Origin of the sequence: Limnobacter sp. UBA3528 (genome assembly GCF_002377005.1) — a bacterium.
Classification (GTDB): domain Bacteria; phylum Pseudomonadota; class Gammaproteobacteria; order Burkholderiales; family Burkholderiaceae_B; genus Limnobacter.
Window position 1 is genome coordinate 1 of record NZ_DFOZ01000057.1, and the last position, 19,067, is coordinate 19,067.

Here is a 19,067-nt window from a genome sequence, read left to right on the forward strand (position 1 = left end):
CTGGCGAGAGATCGGAACCCAAGCTGATTGGGCTAAACAAACTCACCGTCGAGCTTTGCGGTAAAATAAATCCATCGCAGTAAGTACTCACCAAGCAGCACCATGAAACTCAACGCCGATCTTTCCCAACGCGCAGTCGTCAACAGCAACAACGTCGAGTGGGTTGCCTCACCAGCCGCTGGTGTATGGCGCAAACCCCTGGAGCGAGATGGCGATGAAGTGGCGCGTTTAACCTCGATTGTGCGTTACGACCCGGGCTGTGCATTTCCGGAACATGAACACGGCGGTGGCGAGGAATTTTTCGTGCTTGAAGGCACGTTCGAAGATGAGTTTGGTGCCTACCCAGCAGGTACCTTTGTTAAAAACCCGGTGGGCACCAAGCATTCGCCCAAGTCTACCGAGGGTTGCACCATACTCGTGAAGCTGCGCCACATGCGGCCTGAAGATCAAACCCCTGTGGTCATCAATACCAACACAGCAGAATGGCGACAGGGCCTGGTGCCAGGCTTGAAGGTCATGCCGCTGGACAGTTTCGAGACCCGTCACACTGCGCTGGTGAAGTGGGCGCCCGAGACCTATTTCAATATGCATCGCCACATGGGCGGCGAGGAAATTTTCGTGCTTGAAGGTGTGTTTTCAGATGAACATGGCGATTACCCTGCGGGCACCTGGATACGCAGTCCGCATGCCAGTGCACACACACCGTTCAGCAAACCGGGTTGTACCATTCTTGTCCGCACGGGTCATTTGATCGACGCATAACAAATTGGCACTAATTGTGTCAGTTTGGTGACTTGTCTCTTAGAAGGTTTCACCTCATCCCAAGCACGCGCAACTTGGTAACAGTACCAAACCCAATTGGACTGTTGCCATGTCGTATACCACCCGAATTTTCTTTCCTGCGCTTCTTGTTTCACTCCTGGCCGCATGTGGTGGTAGCGACAACAACAGCAATACCCCCACGAGAACAGAAGGGCAGGAAAACCTTCCTGCCCTAAGCGCGGGAAGCGATCAGGAAGCCGCAGAGCGCAGCACCATCGAGTTGCGCGCAACGGTGCAAAACACGGATCAAAATTCTGTGGTGGCTTATGCCTGGTTTCCTGTCAGTGAAGAAACAGTGTTCTTTGGCGATGCGGGTCGCTCCGACGAATCAGTCCTGAATTTGCAGTTACCCCAAGTCAACAACGACACCCCTGTCGAGTTTGTGGTGCAAGCCCAGCTTTCCAATGGCACCGTGCTGGAAGACCAGGTTCAAATCACCATCCAGAACACTTTCGACAACGCTTTGCCCGTGGTCAATACCACGGTGGTGCCAATCCAGACTGACAACAGGTTGATGGCCAGCGCGTGTGATTCCACCGATTCCGACGGTACCATTCAAACTTACCAGTGGCGCAATGAAACACTGAACATTCAATACGAAGAAACAAGCTGCAATTTGAGTGCGCAGCTTCCCGGTTCGCCTGAATCACAAACCTACACCTTGCGGGCCATTGCAATCGACAACGAAGCTGGCCTGGGCTTCAAGCTGTTCAATGTCACTACGCCCAACCGCCCTGCCAATACTGCACCAGTGATTCAAAGCGCCAGCGCATTGCCTGAACCGGTACGTCCCGGTGAAATGTTGAACCTGCAAGTGAACGCAAATGATGCCGACGGCGACACTTTGTTTTATCGCTGGACACAAACAGCAGGTACCATGCTGGCGATCAACAACGCCGACAAGGCAATGGCTCAGGTACAAATTCCAATCGACCTAGCCAATCAAACCCTGAGCTTCCGCATCGAAGTGTCGGACCGGGCCAATTTCCAAACCTCAGTGGACCAGCGCAGCGTGGATGCCAGCGTGCGCAGCAACACCAGCAGCAACGCCGGTCTTCTGGAATGCCTGCAAGACCCCACACGCTTGGGTTGTCCCTTGGCTGGCTTGTTGTCTGCTCCACCAGTTGGTACCCAACAACCCAACAGTGCGCAGTTTTCAGCGGGCCAATGCACACCCTTCTATGGCGGCGGTTTGAATGGGCAAGGCTATACCCACCTGTTGGGTGCCATGCACGAGCACACCGCCTATTCTGACGGGCAAGCCAACACCGATCCGCTTCAGGTGTACCAGCAAACCCGTGAACGCGGCATGGACTTCGTGATGTCCTCGGATCACTCCGACAACCTGGCCATTCCTCTGGCCTTGCCCGACACCGACAATTGCACCGACAACCCTTTGTCTTGTCTCATCTCTGATCCCGACAACCTGCCCAACAGCCTCACCAAGTGGCGCAGTACCTTGAACCAGGCCAATCAGGTGACTGGCGAGTCGCCTGGCCTGTTCACCGCCATGCGGGGGTTTGAATGGACCTCTGACCGCTTCGGGCATGCCAATGTGTACCTGAGCAGAAACAACATCAACGCCAAGCTGGGGCCGGGTTATCTGGTGTCCATGGACCTGTTCTGGCAGTGGTTTGTACTGTCGCCCCAATTGGGCGGTGGTGGTGACGGCATTCTGGTATTCAACCACCCGGGCCGTGAAGACGCCCTGCACAGCGCCCTACTGCAAATTGGCGAGGGCGTGGGGCAAGCCACACGCATGGCTGGTGCGCTGAATGCCTTGAATGTGTTTCAGCAAGGCGACCCAGCCTATGCCTTCAACGACTTCAAATATGTGGCACCTGCCGACTACCGCGTGGTGGGCATTGAGGTGTTTGGCAAAGGCGATGAATACGACACCGATGGCAAGTTTGGCTCTTGGTACGGCCACGCCTTGGACAAGGGTTGGTACGTGGGGCCAGCCGGTTCGGAAGACCACCATGAAACCAACTGGGGCGGTGGCAATTTGCCCAAAACAGTGCTTATATCGCGTGCCAACAATCAAGCCGATATTCGCGAAGCTTTTTTAGCACGCCGCTTTTACACAGTGGCTCAAAATGAAAATGCCCTGCGCATGAACTTTGAAGCCGTTACGCAAGATAACCAGCGTCTGCCCATGGGCTCACGCATTGGTACAAAGGCGAATACGGTTCAGTTTGAATTTAACGTTAGCAGCATCGATCCAATGGACGCCTTGCAGGACATGTCGTTTGAACTGTTCAGTTCGCAGTCAGGCCCGCGCAGCAATCAGGAGCAGCGCTACCTGCCCCTGCAAACCCAGACCGGTAAAAATGGACGATTCACTGTAACCCCGAGCGATGGAAAGAACTGGTACTTCGTGCGCGTCAAACGTGGCGATCGAATTGTGGCGGTGAGCGCACCAATCTGGATATTCAAGGGTAGCGAGCCATTGCCGGAATGTGCTGCGTCATGATTCCTTGATCTGCATCAAGACCAGGCTTTTTCAAGCTGGTTATGATGCAGTGATGAACCCAGACACCGTTTCTCAATCCGAGGGTCTTGCAGCCAGCCAGTTTCGTCGTGCAGACGGCCTGTGGGAGGGCATTGCCCGCGTCAGCGGCATGGACTGTGGTGCCTGCGCGGTAGACATTCAGCATGCTGCAAGACAGGTGTCCGGGTTCAAAGAATTTTCAGTCAATCCGGCCAGTCACCTGGCGCACTGGGTGGCTGTCAACCCGATTGCAATCGACCAGTTGGTCGACAAAACACAACGACTTGGTTATATCCTTGGCCTGCAAAAAGCTGAATCGGGCGCAATTCAGGCACAGCGCAATCGAAGGTCAGCCCGGTCTCGTTTCTTGCGTTTTCTGGTGGCCGCACTGTGCATGATGCAGATCATGATGTACAGCACGCCTGAATATATTTTCGCAGCTGAAGACATCGGCCTGTCCGAGAGCGGCCTGTTGCGCTGGGCGCAGTGGGTGCTTGCCCTGCCCTTGATGTTGTATTGCGCGATCCCTTATTACAAACGTGCTTGGGCCGCCACGGTACAGGGTAGGCTGGTGATGGACCAGCCCATCGTAATCGGTCTCTTGCTTGCCTTTGTTTTAAGCAGCTTGAGCTTGGGCAATATGCAAAGCCATGTGTGGTTCGATTCGATTGCCATGTTGCTGACCTTGTTGCTTCTGGTTCAAATGCTGGTGGACAACCAAACGGCGCACGCCTTGAATCATTTGGCCACGCTCCAGCCCGACATGCCAGTTCAGGTGGATGTGCCCGATGACAATGGTGGCTGGAAAACAATGCCTGTGGCGCTGTTGCGTGCGGGGCAGGTGTATCGCTTGAACAAGTCCCAGGCGGTACCAGTGGATTCCGAATTCAGTCCCGCCCATTCCAACTCAAGCGAAACCCTGTGGGTAGACGAAGCCATGCGCACTGGCGAAGCTGACCCTGTTGCCAAGCACAAAGGTGATCTGGTTCAGGCTGGTAGCCGTCTGTTGAGTGAACAATCTCTTCTGCGTGTTACATCGCATCCAAGTGGTGACAGTCTGTTGTCAATTGGCCAGTTGTTGTTGCAGGCTTTGGCCGCCAAGCCAGGCGATCAAGACAAAGTCGATCGAATTTTGCCCTGGTTTGTATTCGGAGTAATGGTCTGTGCGGCCGGCACAGCGTTGTATTGGGGTGTGGTTCAATCACAAGCTGAACTGGCTGCCAGCGCTACCCTGGCAGTATTGATCGTGACCTGCCCTTGCGCTTTGGCACTGGCTTTGCCTTTGGTTCGGCTGTTTGGCATTCGCCGCCTTGCAGATGCGGGTGTTTTGGTTCGAAATCCCCAGGCTTTGGATACCTTAGCCAAAGTCAATGTGGTGGCCATGGACAAAACCGGTACGTTGGCCACACACAATGCGGTGCAGGTGAGTCAGCAAGCTGTTCTCGGTTATCTCGAAATCACTGATTCCGACAAACTGAACGCCTTGTGCATGTTGGCCAAGCGCTCCGCCCATCCACTTTCAAGGGCGGTCGCAGCCCATCTGTTTCAGCCGCTCAATGTGCAAGGCATAGCGCAGCCTATTCAATGGCTTTATTTTGCAGAATTGCCGGGTGCCGGTTTGGTGGGTGTATGCAAGTTGTTGGATCATTCGGTTGAACTGCGTTTGGGCTCTTCCGAACATTGCGGACTCGGTGGGCGGCATGGCAACACAAGCGAAGTATTTGCAGTGTGTGTGACTGACAATAATCCGGATTCTCGGCAGGTGTTGAAGTTTGCCGTGAATTTACAAACGGATGGCGAGTTGATTGACCAGCTGGCTGTTTTGAATCAACAGGGTTTGAGTTTGAATTTGTTGTCGGGTGATCAAGCCAATGTCGTTGAGCGATGGATGCCCTCGTTGAAGTTTGATTCCCGCATGGGCGGTATGTCCCCGGAAGAAAAGGTCAACTGGATTGCATCGCAACAGGCGAACAACCATTGCGTGGCCATGGTTGGCGATGGGTTGAATGACAGTGGTGCTTTCGCACAAGCCAATGTGTCGTTCGCCGCATCGGGTGCGTCGACTTTAAGCGCAGGGCAAGCTGATTTCTTGATGACCAAGCCCGGCATGGCGGGCTTGGTGTCGGCTGTCAACACCGCGCGAATGGTTGAAACCATTGGTCGTCAAAACCTGTTCTGGGCATTGGCCTACAACGGCGTCGCTGTGCCGGTGGCTACCATGGGTCTGCTAACCCCCTGGATGGCCTCTGTCGGCATGGGCTTGAGCAGCTTACTTGTCTTTATGAATGCCCTGCGCGTGAAACACGGACGATAGCTCATGGACATTCTTTTTTTGCTGATCCCTTTGAGTCTGGTGCTGGTGGCCGTGATCGGCATTGTACTGTTTTGGGCAGTCAACACAGGCCAGTTTGAAGTGTCTTCCAAAGAAGCCAATCAGATTGTTGAAGACGACGACAGTAGCAAAATCACTGACGATTGATTTAGATCAAGGCGGCTTGACTGTCGCAAGCGCACACTGAAACCTCCAAATATTTTCAATTTTCCGGAGGCTTTCGTGGCCCAACAACTTCAAAACGAACACTACAACTACAAAGTAGTTCGGCAGTTCTCAATCGCCGCGATTGTGTGGGGTGTGGTCGGCATGGTGGTCGGCTGCTGGATCGCCGCACAACTGGCCTGGCCTGAACTGGGGCAGGGCATTGAGTGGCTAAGTTATGGCCGCTTGCGCCCGCTGCACACCAATGCAGTTATTTTTGCCTTTGGTGGCTGCGCGCTCTTCGCCACGTCCTACTACGTGGTGCAGCGAACTTGTAATGTGCGTTTGATTTCTGACAAGTTGGCCGCCTTCCATTTCTGGGGGTGGCAGGCTGTGATTGTCGCGGCGGCCATCTCACTGCCTTTGGGTTTCACACAAGGCAAGGAATACGCCGAGCTGGAATGGCCCATCGACATTCTGATCACCTTGACATGGCTCGCCTACACGGCCGTGTTCTTTGGTACCTTGGCCATCCGCAAGGTCAACCACATTTACGTGGCCAACTGGTTCTACGGCGCGTTCATTATTGCGGTAGCGTTGCTGCATGTGGTTAACAGCGCAGCCATTCCTGCAGACTGGATGAAAAGCTATTCCGTGTATGCCGGTGTTCAAGACGCCATGGTGCAGTGGTGGTATGGCCACAATGCCGTGGGCTTCTTCCTGACTGCGGGCTTCCTTGGCATGATGTATTACTTCATTCCAAAGCAAGTGGGCAGGCCTGTTTATTCTTACCGTTTGTCGATTGTTCACTTCTGGGCACTCATCTTCACTTACATGTGGGCAGGTCCCCACCACCTTCACTACACTGCCTTGCCCGACTGGACCCAATCCGTGGGCATGGTGTTCTCTCTGATTCTTCTGGCGCCAAGCTGGGGTGGCATGATCAACGGCATCATGACCTTGAGCGGTGCCTGGCACAAGCTGCGCGACGACCCCATCCTTCGCTTCCTGGTCGTTTCCTTGAGCTTTTATGGCATGAGCACCTTTGAAGGTTCGATGATGTCCATCAAAACCGTGAACCAGCTGAGCCACTACACCGATTGGACGATTGGTCACGTTCACAGCGGCGCTTTGGGCTGGGTGGGTTTCATCTCCATGGGGTCTTTGTACTACCTCTTCCCCCGCCTGTTCGGCAAGGCTGAAATGCACAGCAAATCAGCCATTGAAGTGCACTTCTGGGTCAGCACCATCGGCATCGTGTTGTACATCGCAGCCATGTGGATTGCCGGGGTAATGCAGGGCTTGATGTGGCGGGAATTGAACCCCGATGGCACCTTGGCCTACACCTTTGTTGAAAGCGTGAAAGCATCCTATCCCTACTATGTAGTTCGTTTCCTGGGGGGCGTGTTGTATGTCGGCGGCATGGTTGTGATGGCCTGGAATTGCTGGATGACCGCCAAAGGCGGACAGCGTGTTGAGGCAAAAATACCTGCCTTGCCTGCATACGCTTAAATTGGGGACCATGATGAAATTCAAACACGAAAAAATTGAAACCAATTCCTGGCTCATGCTGGTGCTGGTACTGCTGGTGATCAGCGTGGGTGGTGCAGTTGAAATCGCACCCCTGTTTTTCCAGAAAAGTACCACCCAGCCTGCACCGGGTGTTGTGCCCTACAGCGCACTTCAGCTGGCAGGCCGCGATGTGTACCTGAAAGAAGGTTGTTTTAACTGCCACTCGCAAATGATCCGCCCCTTCCGCGCTGAAACATTGCGCTACGGTCCATTTTCAACTGCTGGTGAATTTGTATACGACCATCCGTTTCAGTGGGGGAGCAAGCGCACCGGGCCCGACCTTGCACGTGTCGGCGGTCGTTATTCCGACGAATGGCATCGCATTCACTTGATCAACCCGCGCGATGTGGTGCCTGAATCAAACATGCCCGGCTATGCGTGGCTGGAAAAGAAAAAACTGAATGGCGAAAAACTGGTTCAACACATGCAGGCGCTTGTGAAAATTGGTGTGCCCTACACCGATGAGCAACTGGCAGCAGCACCTGCTGAAGTGGCTGGAAAAACTGAACTGGATGCATTGGTGGCTTACCTTCAAGGTTTGGGTGTGCGCCAGGCTGTACAGGGGAACTGACATGGACATGCTGAACGATGTGAATTTCTGGCGACAAGCCATCACCGTGGGTGCTTTTGCCTTGTTTCTTGGCATCACCTTCTGGGCTTATAGCCGGAAGCGAAAAACCGAGTTTTCGAAAATCAGCGATTTTGTGGTTCAAGACGACGACAGCACAACGATTGCAGAGAGGTCAAAATGAGCGATTTTTTTTCAACCGTTGTGCCTTGGGTCGTGGCAGTGGTCACAGTCCTCAGTGTGTTGGCATGCGGCGTTGTGTTGTGGGTTCAAGCCAGTAAAAAACTGAAAGTCAGCCTGGACGAGAAAACCAACTCCACTGGCCATGTTTGGGACGAAGACCTGAAAGAATTGAACAACCCAATGCCGCGTTGGTGGATGGGCATGTTCTATCTCAGCGTGGTGTTTGGCTTGGGTTACCTGGCGTACTACCCTGGGTTGGCTGTTTGGGAGGGCGTAAGCCAGTGGACGTCTGCAGAGCAATACAAAGCCGAGCGTGCAAAAATCGAAGCGGCTGCTGCGCCTTTGTATGCTCAATTTTCCGCCATGAGCATGGAAGAAGTGGCGCGTCATTCCGATGCACTAGGCATGGGCCAGCGTCTGTTTCTGAATAACTGTGCGCAGTGTCATGGGTCTGATGCGCGTGGATCGAAGGGCTTTCCGAATCTGGCGGATGCGGATTGGCTGTACGGTGGTGACACAGAAAGTATCCGCGTATCCATCGAAGCAGGCCGCCAGGGCATGATGCCACCCATGATCGACGCAGTGGGTGGTACGCAAGAAGCGCGCGCGGTTGCGCAGTATGTGTTGAGCCTTTCCGGTCGCAGTAACAATTCTGTCTTGGCCCAGTTGGGTCGTGAAACCTTCAAAAACGTGTGTGCAGCCTGTCACGGTGAAGACGGCAAGGGCAACACCGCCATGGGCGCTCCCAATCTGGCAGACCGAATCTGGTTGTACGGCGGAACCGAGAACGCCATTGTAGAGGCGATCGTCAAGGGGCGTGCGGGCAACATGCCTTCACATGCCCACCTGTTGACTCCAGAACAGATTCGCGTGGTGAGCAGCTATGTGTGGCAAATGAGCAATTCGCCCGAACAAGGAAAGTGACCGTGAGCAACCTCAAAGGTGAAGAATGGATCCCCATGTTTCAAGCCGACCAGAAGATTGTTCCGCGGTCGGTGTGGGGTAAGTTCGCACGCTCTCGCTGGGTCATGGTGTGGTTCACGCAGTTGTTGTACTACGGCACAGCATGGCTGGAATACAACGGCCGCCAGGCCTTGCTGTTCGATCTGGACACCCGCCGGTTTTTTCTCGGCCCTTTGGTTTTTTATCCGCAAGATTTCATTTACCTGACGGGCCTGCTGGTGATCTCGGCGCTGAGCCTGTTCTTGTTCACCGCTGTAGCGGGTCGTGTGTGGTGCGGCTATGCCTGCCCACAAACCGTGTACACCGAAATTTTCATGTGGTTTGAACGCAAGATAGAAGGCGACAGGAACGACCGTCTGCGCCGTGCTGCAGGCCCATGGACATTTGACAGGGCTTGGCGGGCTGTCGCGAAGAATTCAGTCTGGATTCTGTTTGCCGCCTGGACCGGGTTTACCTTCGTTGGTTACTTCACACCCATTCGGGAGCTGACTCAGGAACTGCTTACCTTCACTATCCAGCCCTGGGAACTATTCTGGATCGGCTTTTACAGCCTGGCGACATTCGGCAATGCAGGCTTCATGCGCGAGCAGGTGTGCAAATACATGTGTCCGTACGCGCGCTTTCAAAGCGCCATGTTCGACAAAGACACACTGCTGGTGACCTATGACGAAGCCCGTGGCGAACCCCGTGGCAGCCGCAGTAAAAAAGCAGACCCCACCGCGCTTGGTTTGGGTGCGTGTGTTGATTGCAATCTGTGTGTGCAAGTGTGCCCCACAGGCATCGACATACGCAAAGGTTTGCAATATGAATGCATCGGTTGCGCTGCCTGTGTCGATGTGTGCGACCAGGTCATGGACAAAATGAATTACCCGCGTGGGCTGGTTCGCTACAGCACACAGAACGGGTTGAAAAATGCATGGAGCAAGGCACAAATGTTGCGCCGAGCGTTCCGCCCACGTGTGCTGGTGTACACCGCCGTGGTGTGGCTGCTGATCGCAGGCATGGCTGCAGCAATTGTGGCGCGCGATGATTTAAGGGTTGATGTATTGCGAGATCGCTCTGTCAGTTTTCGCCTTGCCGAAGACGGACTGATTGAGAACGTGTACCGACTCAATCTGATGAATGCCAGCGAGAAAGTCCTTGAAGTTCGAGTCAGCTTGTCAGGTGACAATCCCGATTTCAGGGTGGTTGAAGACGCGCCAATTCGGGTCAAGCCCACTGAAAGTCAATGGGTGGTTTTACATGTTCAGGCAGACCCGGAAGGGGTTGAGTCAGGTTCCAATCCGATTGTGTTCAATATTCAAAGCGCCAGGATTGTGGACGGTATGGTTCAGCCTGCGAGCGCTCAAACTGTCGAAGAAGATGCCGTATTTTTGGCACCCCGTTAAGGAGATATTGCGCCATGAAAAAGAACGACAACGCGATGATGAAACAACCCTGGATGTGGCTGGTTTGGGGTTTGCCTGCCACGGTGGTGTTGGCGGGTTTCGTGACAGCCTGGATCGCAGCGTCTAACCCTGAAGCGATCGTTTCAGAGCCCCACAACAAAGTGGGCTTGACTATTCAGCAAGCCAAGCCTGAGGTGCAAAAGGCTCAGTGAACCTTTCCTGTAGCCAGGTTTTGTAAACCAGCGGAATCCAGAATTGTCAGGTTTTTTTGATCAATCCTGATCAACTCATCTTTCTGCAATTTACTGAAAGTTCGGCTGACCGTTTCAATCTTCATGCCCAGGTAGCTGCCAATTTCTTCTCGGGTCATGCGCAGCACCATCTCGCGGCTCGAGAAACCCCGCGCCTTTTGGCGTTCAGCCAGATTCACCAGAAACGCCGACAAGCGCTGCTCGGCCCGCATGCTACCCAGCAGCAGCATGGCGTTTTGGTCCTTCACAATTTCCCGGCTCATGATGCGGTGAAAGTGCATTTGCAAGGCGTGAAACTCTTGAGCCAATTCATCCAGTCTGGAATAGGGAATTGTGCAAACCTCCGAATCTTCCAGTGCCACTGAATCACACATGTGCTGCCCGGTACCCAAACCATCCAGCCCGAGTAATTCCCCCGTCATCTGAAATCCAATGACCTGGTCACTGCCATCCTGATTGTTCACCAAGGTTTTGAAGGTTCCGGTTTTCACGGCGTACAGGCTAGAGAAGGTCTCTCCCGTTCTGAACAGGTTTTCGCCCCTGCTTACCTTGCGGCGCAGGCTGACCAGGGAATCCAGTCTGTCCAGTTCATCGGTTTTCAATCCAACTGGCATGCACAGCTCTTTCAGATTGCAGTTGGAGCAATTGTGTTTCAGCTCCTGAATGGAGACTGTGCAGGCTTGATTCAGCATGTGCAGGTAGACCACCATGTGTATGAGTATGGGCTCATTTTACTCAAGGCTTGATGCAGATCAAAGCATGCACTGCAACGACCATGCACTATGTTGGTGAATAAACGTCAAACAGGGCGATCAACATGTCGGCAATCATCTTTCCGTTCAACACACAGCACAGTGTTCTTGCCTCACCGGCGACTCCACTTGCGCTGAATGATTTGCTGGCTAGTTACGATGTTCCAGGGCCTCGCTACACCAGTTACCCGACGATTGACCAGTGCACCGAATCGGTAGGCTCCATTGAATTTGAAGACGCCTTGCGCAGCCGTTGTCTGGGTGGCTTGCGACGCCCTTTGTCGCTGTATGTCCACGTGCCATTTTGTGAATCGGTGTGCTACTACTGTGCCTGCAACAAAGTGGTGACCAAGAAACACGATCGTGTGGCCCATTACCTGAATTGCATTGAACGTGAGGCCATGTTGATTGCGCGCATGGGTACAGGCAACCTGACCCCGGTCACCCAGTTTCACATGGGCGGTGGCACGCCGACGTTTTTGAATGATCAGGAACTGCTGGGTCTGGTTCAGGGTTTGAAAATGGTGTTTCCATTCGCAGCAAATGCAGAAATGTCGATCGAGGTTGACCCTCGCACCGTGGACGAAGTTCGTCTGCTAAGCTTGCGCGGCATTGGTTTCAATCGCATCAGTTTTGGTGTTCAGGATTTCGACCCACAGGTACAGAAGGCTGTACACCGTGAACAAAGCTTTGAATCGGTTGATACTTTGGTGAAAGCTGCACGCCGTTTCGGCTTCGAATCCATCAATGTGGATTTGATCTACGGCCTGCCCAAACAAAACCCGGGAAGCTTTGCGAAAACGCTGGATCAATTGATCAGCCTGTCACCAGACCGTGTTGCCTTGTATGGCTATGCCCACATGCCAGAGCGCTTCAAACCACAACGCCGCATTCATGATGCGGATTTACCGAATGCCGCAGGTCGTGTGGCACTGTTGGCCCAGGCCATTGAACGCATGCAGACAGCGGGTTACGACTACATTGGCATGGATCATTTCGCCAAACCCCAAGACCCCCTGGCGGTGGCCAAGCGGCAAGGCAGGTTGCACCGCAACTTTCAGGGCTACACCACACAGCCCGATGCAGATTTGATTGGCCTTGGTGTGAGCGCGATCAGCAAAGTGGGCTCTGTCATGGTACAAAATACCCGTGAACTGAACGAGTATGAAGACTCTCTTTCACGGGGTCATTTGGCCATGTTCAGAGGGCATGAATGCAATCGCGATGACCTGATCCGCTACAGCGTCATCATGGGTCTGTTGTGCCAGGGCAGTGTGCGGTTTGCAGACTTTACACTTTGGCACTGGATTGAATTCGACACCTACTTTGCGGATGAACTCAAAAGGCTTCATGACTTCATGGCGCAAGGTCTTGTTGAACTGACTGCAGAGGGCATTCAAGTCACCGCCTTGGGCTGGTTTTTTATTCGACCCATCGCCATGGTGTTTGATCGCTATTTTCATCAACGAACCACAGGTCAAAGCAAGGTGCTCTAATTGATCAGCGTTTCATTGCTTGCTTCTGCATTCGCGCTTGGCCTGCTGGCCATGCCGCACTGTGTTTCCATGTGTGCTTGCCAGTTTGCGGCGCCCTGGTTACGCAAGCCACTCTATTTTCAAGCAGGGCGCTTTCTTGCCTATACCGCGGGTGGTGCGCTGGCTGGTGGAATTTCTTCTGGCGTATTGGGTATGGCTTCAAATGGCATTCAGGTTTTTCAGGCTTTGAACTGGATGCTGATGTCCGTGCTCGCATTCTCGGCCGTGTTGCTATTGTGGCGCGGCCAATCGCTGGGCGTGCTGGTTCAAGAGCGAATCCAATTGCCGCCCGCCCTGCAGCGCAAGCTGGGCGCTGTGCAGCAGGTCAGTCCTGTCGCATCATTCAAAGCCGGTTTGCTGTGGCTGCTCATGCCCTGTGGCGTGTTGTGGGCGGGTTTCATGCTGGCTTACATTGCCGGCAGCCCGTTGCAGGGTGCCTTGATCATGGCGGTGTTTGCACTCACCAGCGGTGCCGGTTTGCAGTTGGTCAGCAGCCTTCGGCAAGCCCTGTCAGGTCGCGTGGGTGACGCACTCATGCTTCGTGCCAGTGGCTTGATTATTCTGCTTGGCTTGGGTGTTATGTTGGGAAGGCAGGCCGGTTTCATCTCCAGCCCGGTGTGGATGGAAAGCATGGGCTTTTGCCTGTGACTGAACGCAGCGCTTTAAAACTCCTCAGCCCACTTCCTGAATTGCCCCAGCGAGTTTTTGAACAGATGGTCGATGTCAGCCAAATGTTCATCTACAAATTCGCGCACCATTGAACTGGTACTGGCAGGTTCCACCCGCAAGTGGGCCTCGCACTGGCCGTCGGCGTTGCTTACGCGCATGTTCAGCTTGTGTGCAATGCGCAGCATGGCCTCATTGTCCATCAGCGTGTAAATAAACAGCATTTCAATGCCTTCATTGCGTGCTCTGCGCAAAGCCCTTTGAAACAGCAGCGTACCCAGGCCATGCCCGCGCATATTGGCATCCAGCGACAGCCCCAGTTCTGCGCCCTTTGGCGCTGTGCTGTCTTTGGGCTGGTTCAGTTCGGCCAAATGCACCACGCCCAGCAACACATCGTCACGCCCGAAAATGCCAAACACTGAATCCCGCTCAAAATCAATGCTGCCGGTGTACTTCGCAATTGCGGCATCCCCCAGCGCATAACTAAAGCGCAAACGGCGGTCAGTCTCATCCAGGGCCAGCAAGTGTGCAAGAATTAAAGGGCGGTGTGAATCATCCAGCTCCACAATAGGAACTTTGGACAGGCCCAGAATGGACGCAGCCCTGCGCCCCAAGACGCTGGGAATATCAAACCATTCAATGGGCTCTGACGACATGATGAACTCGACTGCAAAATTGTGAAAAATCGGAAATATGCTTACATGATCCACCAACAAGAAAGCAAGCCGCAACCCAACACCCCGCAAGTTGGAGTACCTCTTCAAATTCGCGAATTGGGTTTGGTGGACTATTTGCCCACCTGGGAGGCCATGCGAAATTTCACAGACGCCCGCTCAGAGCAGGATAGCGACGAGATCTGGATTTGTGAACACCCCGCAGTATTCACTTTGGGCCTTGCCGGCGACCCTGCGCACATGTTGCAACGCAGCAACATACCCTTGGTGAACACCGATCGAGGTGGGCAAATCACCTACCACGGCCCTGGGCAAATTGTGATTTATCCACTTCTGGACCTTCGCCGCTTCGGTTTAAAGGTGCGCGAGTACGTCCAATTGCTTGAGCAAAGCATTATCGACGCCCTGGTACAGGTGGGTGTGGCGGATGCCCAACGCAAGCCAAACGCCCCTGGCGTGTACACCATGCACCATGGCAGCCTGGCTAAAATTGCCGCCTTGGGCATCAAGATCCGCAAGGGGTGTAGTTATCACGGTCTGTCGCTGAATGTAGCCATGGATTTAAAGCCCTTTCTGCACATTAACCCTTGTGGTTACGCGGGTTTGGAAACAGTGGACTTGGCCGCGATTGGTGTTAAAATTTCACAAGCTGAGATGCAAATGCATCTGATGAAATACCTGATTCAACACCTTGAAGCTGCGCGATCCGCGGTGGCAAAGTAAACACATGGCCCACATCACCCAACGGCCAGGGAGCAAAAAACGTGTCCGAGATCAATGAAAAGTCCGCTGTGGCCAAAGAACTGAGCGCAGTCAGCGATCCGACCGTCAAGCAAAAAGCGGCTGCAAAAACCGCCCGAATTCCCATCAAGATTGTGCCTGTTGAGCAGTTGAAAAAACCCAGCTGGATCCGGGTGAAAGCCGGTTCACCGTCTACCCGTTTCTACGAAATCAAAGAAATTCTGCGCGAGCACAAACTGCACACCGTGTGCGAGGAAGCCTCTTGCCCCAACATTGGTGAGTGCTTTGGCAAAGGCACCGCCACCTTCATGATCATGGGCGACAAGTGCACACGCCGTTGCCCCTTCTGCGATGTGGGCCATGGCCGCCCTGATCCGCTGGACGAAAACGAACCCCTGAATTTGGCAAAAACCATTGCTGCCCTGCGTTTGAACTACGTGGTAATTACCAGCGTAGACCGTGACGACCTGCGCGATGGTGGCGCTGGTCACTTTGTGGCCTGTATTGAAAAAACCCGTGAATTGTCGCCCAACACCAAAATTGAAATTTTGGTGCCCGACTTCCGTGGCCGCCTGGACCGTGCCTTGGGTATTTTGAATGCAGCCCCGCCCGACGTGATGAACCACAACCTGGAAACCACCGAGCGCCTGTACAAAGAAGCCCGACCCGGCTCAGACTACAAACACTCGCTGAAACTGCTGCAAGAATTCAAGAAAGCCCACCCCAACACGCCCACCAAAAGCGGCATCATGGTGGGGCTTGGCGAAACAGATGAAGAAATTTTGCAAGTGATGCGCGACATGCGCGAGCACCAAGTGGACATGATCACGATTGGTCAATACCTGGCACCTTCTGGACACCACCTGCCGGTGCGCCGCTATGTGCACCCCGATGTGTTCAAAATGTTTGAAGAGAAAGCCTACGAAATGGGCTTTACGCACGCAGCCGTTGGGGCAATGGTTCGCAGCTCATACCATGCAGATGAACAAGCGCATGGTTTGGTCTAACACACCGCTCGCCGTGCCTGCGTTTTAAAATTCGCTTCAATTCAATTCGGTGAATGTCGGCCTGCACCCGTTTCAGGTGCCGAATGAACGCATAACGAGCCAGGGTGCCCAAAGCAAAAGCGCCGCCCACCGCGAACACGGTGAATATCAGCAGGTACAGAAAAATTTCTGTGCCTTCTATGGCGTGCAGCACGGTACTCAAAATGTAAATTGAGTCCAGAAAAACAATGGTCATCAAACCCAAAGTGATCGATACACTGATCTGTTTGGCTTGTCGCTTGGCCAGCAACTGAGCTTCCAGTTTGTCAATTTCGGCCTCACTCACCGTACACCCCACCACCTGAATATTGCCAATCTCCGCGCCTCGTTGCGCGGACTCGCATTGTCAGGCGTCTTGCAATTTCAGTCCATAGAGGGTTTGCTGCGATGCATCAGTAAAAGCACCAAGAACGTGATTATCTGAGCATATTTGTCACGTAAACGGTGTACCTATTCACCTGCTTTTTGTTCAGTTAATTGCGAAACTGCCCGGCGCTGATAAATTCTCCGAAGCGTTCACACCACACAACAGCCGCGCTGTAATTTTGCAAATCAATATTTGGCGGAAGGTCGAGAATGAATCCGCCGAAGGTTTTTACAGAACCCACTTGCAGGGATTGGCTTTTGATCTCCAAAAAACCCGCTTCGTCTTCCACAAATTTTGGTACCAGGTACAAGTAATAATCGGGCCCCGGTGAAAGCTCACCTTCGAACACGGCCTGGCTTGCAGACAAGGTTAAGCGGCCTTCTCCCCAATGTAAAAAGTCGCTACCTTTCAAATCGCGTTTGAATTCTGTCGAGAACAGCGCCCCGCTTTGCGACGCCGTAATGGCTTCAGCGCCCGGGCTTTCAGGCTCTACAAGAATGGGGAGTAAATAAATACCCAGCGCAACACCAACAATTAGCGCGCCAGCGTGGGTAATCAAGAGGAGAAGTTTTTTCATGGTGTTTCGAGCCGTCAGGGTGTGAACTTCTCAGTTCGCTCCCTGGGCTCAAAACGTTGCACGCGCTGTTGAATAATTCTGGCTTACAGTTCCCGCTTGTCGGCACACTCGCCCAGGCTGCCATCGAGCCGGCAACGAATACGCTTCAAAATTTTCATCATTTCAGGGTCGTAGAATCCCTCAGCAGTCATCTGGATTCTTGATTCCCGCATCAGCACATCGTACTTGGCGCGGTCGCCCTCGGGAATATCCAGCCAGGCTGCGGCAGGTACACCTTTTTCAGAGGTGTCCACCAAGGCAATGGCACGGTCAAACTGCTTTTGAATCCACTCGCGCGACTTTTGCCCGTAACCTTCGGGAAACTTGTCTTTGCGAATCAGAATATTCGCGGTTAGCTGCACCAGTGGAAAGCGATAAATGCCACCTTTGGTTCCAATGCCTTTGTACAGTTCCAGCGGTTGGTAAGCGATTGCAGGTGCGGCAATAATGTCCACCTGCCCATTGTTGAACTTCGTACCGAAGTTGATCACTTCACTTGATACTGGCTGCGCACCCAGTTGCTGCACCATTTTTGCTTGCGACTTGTCATAGTCCAGCACCGCAATTTTTTTGCCCGCTGCTTTTTCAACTGAATTAATGGCCCTGTCGTTTACCATCACATACGCTGCGCCAATCGGCAAAATGCCGGCCACTTCAAACAGGCCCGAAGTCATTTTGTCATTCAGCTTTGGGCTGCTCATGAGGTCGATCACCGTGCGCAGGTGCTTGTAAGTGGGCACCGCGCCAATGGAATCGATACTGCCCACAAACTTGTTGAATTGCCTGCCACGCAAAGTTGAAATGGCTGCCGCATCGCATTTGCCGGTTTTGAAATCTTCGGCTGCAAGGCGTTCATCCACATACGCTTCCAGCTCAATATTGGCACCCCAGGCCTTGGCGGCCACTGCGTAGTCTTTCGCCTGTGCAAAGGCAGGGCCGCTGCGCCCGGCGATGTCAAAAATACACATCTTGGTGGTTGCTGCGTTGGCTTGAAGGGGTGCAACCAGGCTTGCGCCCAGCAATACGAGTGCTGCAGCTTTGATGGTGTTCATGTCGTCTCCGGTAATTTTGGGCTTTTTTTGTAATGTTTCAGCCCTTTGGGAGATTTCATTCTACAGAAGAATTAATCCACCGCATCTAATGAGAACCAAGCTGCAGCCAGTCGATCAATGCAACTACCATTGGCGCACGGGCTAATTCCTTCGAGTGCATGAATTGGCGATCCAGCTTTTCCTTGATCAGCCTGAATTAAGCCGAATCCGTAGTGGTCCTGAAAGTTCAAGTGCTCGTAGTTACGCGGCTGCTCTGTTACCACCACTAGAAACTGATTTTCACCGGCAGGGCCTGCAGCTTGAATGGGTTCATTATTCGGAGGTAATTGCAGGGGCTTATTGGCTCCTATCGACAATACCGGTACACGTGCATTTGGAAGTAATTGAATCAGCGACTTGTCGCTACCACGAACATACACTGCCACGAAACCTGACTCTTGGGACTGAATTTGAAAACGCAACAAGTCCACACCAATTTTAAGCACGGTTTGTTCAATTTCGATATTCAGTGCGCTGTCGGCTCTGTCGATTACAGCTTGAAACGACGCATCCAAGTTGTTGGTCAGCTCTGGACTGATTGGTATTGGTTCAGCCGAGGCCCCATCTGTTTGAACAACAGTTGTTTTCGTGGTGTCAGCTTTTTCCTCCATGAGTTGAACATTTGGGTCAAAGTTGAATGTCGCAACTAGAGCCGTAACTGCAATCGTAGCAACAATCACTGGGCCCCAAAGCTTCATCGGCCTTATTAAGTGAGATCGTTTTGGACGTGTTTCCGGTTGGGGGTGGTGCAACAAAGCCGGCCACTTGTGATGCAGAGGACTCAGGCCTAAACTGCGCACCCTGATAATGTTGCATTAGGGACTTCCTGTGTAGCCACCACAGGGAGTCTGCCGCATACTTCGGT

Annotated in this window: 20 protein-coding genes; 14 read left to right on the forward strand and 6 right to left on the reverse strand. The window is 53.2% G+C overall.

The window, feature by feature from the left end; genetic code table 11:
• Window positions 1-102: 102 nt before the first annotated feature.
• The 10 genes from B4N58_RS15335 to B4N58_RS15380 all read left to right on the forward strand — a co-directional run bounded on the left by B4N58_RS15335 (window position 103) and on the right by B4N58_RS15380 (window position 10,675).
• Complete coding sequence (locus B4N58_RS15335) at window positions 103-762, forward strand: cupin domain-containing protein (protein ID WP_291750605.1); 660 nt, start codon at window positions 103-105, stop codon at window positions 760-762.
• A 109-nt stretch (window positions 763-871) separates the two neighbouring features.
• A complete protein-coding gene (locus tag B4N58_RS15340; protein WP_291750606.1) occupies window positions 872-3,295 on the forward strand; it encodes a hypothetical protein in 2,424 nt (807 codons plus the stop codon).
• Between the two features lie 52 nt (window positions 3,296-3,347).
• The gene (locus B4N58_RS15345) at window positions 3,348-5,627 is read left to right on the forward strand and encodes a heavy metal translocating P-type ATPase (RefSeq protein ID WP_291750607.1); all 2,280 of its coding nucleotides are present in this window, start codon (window positions 3,348-3,350) and stop codon (window positions 5,625-5,627) included.
• A gap of 3 nt (window positions 5,628-5,630) precedes the next feature.
• Entirely contained in the window at window positions 5,631-5,792 is a 162-nt protein-coding gene (gene ccoS, locus B4N58_RS15350; protein WP_291750608.1) for a cbb3-type cytochrome oxidase assembly protein CcoS, read from the forward strand.
• Between the two features lie 75 nt (window positions 5,793-5,867).
• Window positions 5,868-7,301 carry a cytochrome-c oxidase, cbb3-type subunit I gene (gene ccoN, locus B4N58_RS15355; RefSeq protein WP_291750609.1) on the forward strand — a complete coding sequence of 478 codons (1,434 nt, stop codon included), beginning with the start codon at window positions 5,868-5,870 and terminating at the stop codon, window positions 7,299-7,301.
• A gap of 13 nt (window positions 7,302-7,314) precedes the next feature.
• A complete protein-coding gene (gene ccoO, locus B4N58_RS15360; protein WP_291750610.1) occupies window positions 7,315-7,932 on the forward strand; it encodes a cytochrome-c oxidase, cbb3-type subunit II in 618 nt (205 codons plus the stop codon).
• Window position 7,933: 1 nt separating this feature from the next.
• Window positions 7,934-8,113, forward strand: coding sequence for a CcoQ/FixQ family Cbb3-type cytochrome c oxidase assembly chaperone (locus tag B4N58_RS15365; protein WP_291750611.1), 180 nt, complete (start codon window positions 7,934-7,936; stop codon window positions 8,111-8,113).
• On the forward strand, window positions 8,110-9,036 hold the full coding sequence (gene ccoP / locus B4N58_RS15370) for a cytochrome-c oxidase, cbb3-type subunit III (RefSeq protein ID WP_291750612.1): 927 nt from the start codon (window positions 8,110-8,112) through the stop codon (window positions 9,034-9,036). The genes B4N58_RS15365 and ccoP overlap by 4 nt, the downstream gene beginning before the upstream one ends.
• 2 nt (window positions 9,037-9,038) lie before the next feature.
• On the forward strand, window positions 9,039-10,463 hold the full coding sequence (gene ccoG, locus B4N58_RS15375; protein WP_373567519.1) for a cytochrome c oxidase accessory protein CcoG: 1,425 nt from the start codon (window positions 9,039-9,041) through the stop codon (window positions 10,461-10,463).
• 14 nt (window positions 10,464-10,477) lie between these two features.
• Window positions 10,478-10,675, forward strand: a complete 198-nt coding sequence (locus B4N58_RS15380; RefSeq protein WP_291750613.1) for a FixH family protein — start codon at window positions 10,478-10,480, stop codon at window positions 10,673-10,675.
• Here B4N58_RS15380 and fnr read toward each other — a convergent pair.
• Window positions 10,669-11,406 carry a fumarate/nitrate reduction transcriptional regulator Fnr gene (fnr, locus tag B4N58_RS15385; protein ID WP_291750614.1) on the reverse strand — a complete coding sequence of 246 codons (738 nt, stop codon included), beginning with the start codon at window positions 11,404-11,406 and terminating at the stop codon, window positions 10,669-10,671. The genes B4N58_RS15380 and fnr overlap by 7 nt on opposite strands.
• A gap of 125 nt (window positions 11,407-11,531) precedes the next feature.
• Here fnr and hemN point away from each other — a divergent pair, with 125 nt between their 5' ends.
• Both hemN and B4N58_RS15395 read left to right on the forward strand, forming a co-directional pair.
• On the forward strand, window positions 11,532-12,962 hold the full coding sequence (gene hemN / locus B4N58_RS15390; RefSeq protein WP_291750615.1) for an oxygen-independent coproporphyrinogen III oxidase: 1,431 nt from the start codon (window positions 11,532-11,534) through the stop codon (window positions 12,960-12,962).
• Complete coding sequence (locus B4N58_RS15395; RefSeq protein WP_291750616.1) at window positions 12,963-13,649, forward strand: sulfite exporter TauE/SafE family protein; 687 nt, start codon at window positions 12,963-12,965, stop codon at window positions 13,647-13,649. It begins immediately after the preceding gene.
• Between the two features lie 14 nt (window positions 13,650-13,663).
• On the opposite strand, the gene B4N58_RS15400 is transcribed toward B4N58_RS15395, so the two are convergent.
• Window positions 13,664-14,323, reverse strand: a complete 660-nt coding sequence (locus B4N58_RS15400; RefSeq protein ID WP_291750617.1) for a GNAT family N-acetyltransferase — start codon at window positions 14,321-14,323, stop codon at window positions 13,664-13,666.
• 45 nt (window positions 14,324-14,368) lie between these two features.
• Between B4N58_RS15400 and lipB the strand changes: the two genes are divergently transcribed.
• On the forward strand, window positions 14,369-15,064 hold the full coding sequence (gene lipB, locus B4N58_RS15405; protein WP_291750618.1) for a lipoyl(octanoyl) transferase LipB: 696 nt from the start codon (window positions 14,369-14,371) through the stop codon (window positions 15,062-15,064).
• A 41-nt stretch (window positions 15,065-15,105) separates the two neighbouring features.
• A complete protein-coding gene (gene lipA / locus B4N58_RS15410; protein ID WP_008248225.1) occupies window positions 15,106-16,089 on the forward strand; it encodes a lipoyl synthase in 984 nt (327 codons plus the stop codon).
• On the opposite strand, the gene B4N58_RS15415 is transcribed toward lipA, so the two are convergent.
• From B4N58_RS15415 to B4N58_RS15430, 4 genes are all read right to left on the reverse strand, one after another.
• Window positions 16,016-16,414, reverse strand: a complete 399-nt coding sequence (locus B4N58_RS15415) for a hypothetical protein (RefSeq protein ID WP_291750619.1) — start codon at window positions 16,412-16,414, stop codon at window positions 16,016-16,018. The genes lipA and B4N58_RS15415 overlap by 74 nt on opposite strands.
• Window positions 16,415-16,601: 187 nt before the next feature.
• Window positions 16,602-17,072: a DM13 domain-containing protein gene (locus tag B4N58_RS15420; protein ID WP_291750620.1), complete on the reverse strand. Its 471-nt coding sequence runs from the start codon at window positions 17,070-17,072 to the stop codon at window positions 16,602-16,604.
• A gap of 83 nt (window positions 17,073-17,155) precedes the next feature.
• The gene (locus B4N58_RS15425) at window positions 17,156-18,163 is read right to left on the reverse strand and encodes a putative solute-binding protein (protein ID WP_291750621.1); all 1,008 of its coding nucleotides are present in this window, start codon (window positions 18,161-18,163) and stop codon (window positions 17,156-17,158) included.
• Window positions 18,164-18,234: 71 nt separating this feature from the next.
• Window positions 18,235-18,882 carry a DUF4384 domain-containing protein gene (locus B4N58_RS15430; RefSeq protein WP_291750622.1) on the reverse strand — a complete coding sequence of 216 codons (648 nt, stop codon included), beginning with the start codon at window positions 18,880-18,882 and terminating at the stop codon, window positions 18,235-18,237.
• Window positions 18,883-19,067 lie beyond the last annotated feature (185 nt).

Bases quoted from the DNA above. Each gene is read 5' to 3' on its own strand.
- B4N58_RS15335 (WP_291750605.1), top strand. From the start codon at position 103: ATGAAACTCAACGCCGATCTTTCCCAACGCGCAGTCGTCAACAGCAAC.
- B4N58_RS15340 (WP_291750606.1), top strand. From the start codon at position 872: ATGTCGTATACCACCCGAATTTTCTTTCCTGCGCTTCTTGTTTCACTC.
- B4N58_RS15345 (WP_291750607.1), top strand. From the start codon at position 3,348: ATGAACCCAGACACCGTTTCTCAATCCGAGGGTCTTGCAGCCAGCCAG.
- ccoS (WP_291750608.1), top strand. From the start codon at position 5,631: ATGGACATTCTTTTTTTGCTGATCCCTTTGAGTCTGGTGCTGGTGGCC.
- ccoO (WP_291750610.1), top strand. From the start codon at position 7,315: ATGAAATTCAAACACGAAAAAATTGAAACCAATTCCTGGCTCATGCTG.
- B4N58_RS15365 (WP_291750611.1), top strand. From the start codon at position 7,934: ATGGACATGCTGAACGATGTGAATTTCTGGCGACAAGCCATCACCGTG.
- ccoP (WP_291750612.1), top strand. From the start codon at position 8,110: ATGAGCGATTTTTTTTCAACCGTTGTGCCTTGGGTCGTGGCAGTGGTC.
- B4N58_RS15380 (WP_291750613.1), top strand. From the start codon at position 10,478: ATGAAAAAGAACGACAACGCGATGATGAAACAACCCTGGATGTGGCTG.
- fnr (WP_291750614.1), bottom strand. From the start codon at position 11,406: ATGCTGAATCAAGCCTGCACAGTCTCCATTCAGGAGCTGAAACACAAT.
- hemN (WP_291750615.1), top strand. From the start codon at position 11,532: ATGTCGGCAATCATCTTTCCGTTCAACACACAGCACAGTGTTCTTGCC.
- B4N58_RS15400 (WP_291750617.1), bottom strand. From the start codon at position 14,323: ATGTCGTCAGAGCCCATTGAATGGTTTGATATTCCCAGCGTCTTGGGG.
- lipB (WP_291750618.1), top strand. From the start codon at position 14,369: ATGATCCACCAACAAGAAAGCAAGCCGCAACCCAACACCCCGCAAGTT.
- B4N58_RS15420 (WP_291750620.1), bottom strand. From the start codon at position 17,072: ATGAAAAAACTTCTCCTCTTGATTACCCACGCTGGCGCGCTAATTGTT.
- B4N58_RS15425 (WP_291750621.1), bottom strand. From the start codon at position 18,163: ATGAACACCATCAAAGCTGCAGCACTCGTATTGCTGGGCGCAAGCCTG.